The sequence below is a fragment of the Streptomyces sp. NRRL WC-3549 genome, assembly GCF_000721935.1.
Taxonomy (GTDB): Bacteria; Actinomycetota; Actinomycetes; order Streptomycetales; family Streptomycetaceae; genus Streptomyces.
The window spans coordinates 1,241-3,206 of sequence record NZ_KL585438.1 but is presented as its reverse complement, the minus strand read 5'-3'; the positions used below and the strand labels follow the sequence as shown (position 1 = coordinate 3,206).

At 73.3% G+C, this 1,966-nt stretch carries 2 protein-coding genes and 1 pseudogene; all 3 read right to left on the bottom strand.

What is annotated here, in order from left to right; all coding sequences use genetic code 11:
• Positions 1–878: ABC transporter ATP-binding protein (locus tag IH13_RS45285; RefSeq protein WP_234433472.1), on the bottom strand; the 878-nt coding region annotated here is incomplete at its 3' end.
• A 243-nt stretch (positions 879–1,121) separates the two neighbouring features.
• Complete coding sequence (locus IH13_RS44165; protein ID WP_199814919.1) at positions 1,122–1,298, bottom strand: hypothetical protein; 177 nt, start codon at positions 1,296–1,298, stop codon at positions 1,122–1,124.
• A 166-nt stretch (positions 1,299–1,464) separates the two neighbouring features.
• Positions 1,465–1,966: pseudogene (locus tag IH13_RS0132330) on the bottom strand (hypothetical protein); the annotation flags it as partial.

The following is a 1,966-nucleotide window of genomic DNA, read 5'->3' as shown; positions in this document are numbered from 1 at the left end:
GAGATGTGTATAAGAGACAGCACGGGCACTCCGGCTGGATCGGACCGCGCGAGAGCGAGGTCCAGCTCCCCGACTCCTGCGCCCGGCCCATGCGAACCAGCGCGCCCCACGTCATCGTGAACCTGAAGATCGCCCCTGGCATCCTGGTCAAGGAGGACGGGGAAACCTCCGATCTGATCTCCAAGAGCCGCACCGTCCTCCTGGAGGGCGTCGACAGCCTGACCAGGCAGTACGACTGCGCGGGGTAGGCGCCGGACCGGCCACCGCGCACGGCCCCACCGCGCCCGGCGCTTTCCGTGCCCCGTCATGAACCCCGTGAAGTGGGTGGAGAACAGGACCGTGTTGCCGCGCCGCGCGAACGACCGCATGGAGTCCCAGAACGCGCGGCGCGCCTTGACGTCCAGGGCGGCGGTGGGCTCGTCCAGCACGACCAGCTCCGGATCGCCCGCCAGCGCGACGGCGAAGCGGACGCGCTGGGTCTGGCCGCCGGAGAGCTTGTCGACGCGCCGGTCCGCGTACGCCGTCATCCCCGCCAGGGCGAGCGCCTCCGCGACCGGCAGGGGGCTCGGGTAGGTGGACGCGACGAAGGCGATCAGCTCACGCACCGTCACCCGGGGGATGGGGCGGCCGTCCTGGAGCATCGCGCCGACGAGCCCGGCGCGGACCGCGCGGTCGGGGGTCCGGCCCAGGAGCCGGACGGTACCGGAGTCGGGGTCGTCCAGCCCCAGGAGCAGCCCGATCGTGGTGGACTTGCCCGCACCGTTGCGGCCGAGGAGGGCGACGGTCTCGCCGCGCTCGATGGTGAGGTCGATGCCGTCGACGGCCCGTACGGTGCGGTCCGCCCTGCCGAACGTCTTGACCGCGCCGGTGAAACACACCGCCGGACCGGTCGCCGTAACTTCCTTTGCTCGCGCACCCGTTGGCGGCGTCTGTGCCGGTTGTGTCCCCGTTGTCTGCGTCATGGTCACGACGCTACGGGGCGTGCCGCTCCTCCGGCAGGTGTTCCTGTACGGACTTGACCATGACAAATGTCCCGGGTGGAGCGGGCTGGGGCGGGAACGCGCGAGGGCCGTCACGGCCGGGTGGCTGTGACGGCCCTCGGTTCGCCGGGCGGTGCGGCCTCAGGCCGCCGCGCTGCCGCTCCCTTGGGCGGGGCGGCGGTGCCGGCCCTGCGGCTGCGCGGCGGTGTTCTCCGCCGACGCGCCCCCTCGGTGCTTTCCGGAGCCGCCGGCTGCGGCCCGCTCCGCGTCCGCCTCCGGCGGGCGCGTCTGGGTCGTGACGGTTCGGGCTTCAGACATGTGGGAAGTCACTCCGTTGCGATCGCTGACGTGTGGTCGCAGCCCCGCCACCGCCCCCCGACACGGTCACCGTGGGCGCCCGCACGGAACGGCTGCGTAGCGTCGGCCAAGTTTACGACTCCGCCCGCGACGGCGGGCGGTCCACTCCCCGTCGCGGGCGAGGCCGTCACCGAGGGTCCGTGCGGCTGGTGAGAGGTGCCTCGCCGAGTGGAACGGGCCTGCATACACCAGGAGTCGCGTCCGCCGCGGATGGTTCCGTTCCGTTCGCATCCAACCGGTGGGGTTCGTCCGCCGGGGCCTCCAGCGAGGCCAGGGCGCAGGGTGCGCCCTGCTCGGCGTACGGCAGGTTCAGGACGGCGTCGCGGGTCCAGAAACCGGTGCCGGTCAGCCAGCCGCCGGGCGCCGCGTACTGGTGCAGGGTGCGCCCCGACGGGCGCCAGACGCCCACCCAGCTGCCGCACGCGCCGTCGATCCGCAGCGCCACCGCACAGCTCTCCGGCATCAGCATCTGGCCCGGCTGCACGGCGAACGGGGTCGGCGTCGCGTCCGGCACGCGCAGGCACTCCGGGAAGCGGACCGGCAGACAACTGCCGAGCACCCCCCAGCCGAGCCGGTCCTCGCCGGGGGCGTCCGAGCGGATGAGCAGCAGGCCACTGTCCGGGTCGGCC

Coding starts and splice junctions, on each gene's coding strand:
- IH13_RS44165 (WP_199814919.1), bottom strand. CDS start 1,298: ATGTCTGAAGCCCGAACCGTCACGACCCAGACGCGCCCGCCGGAGGCG.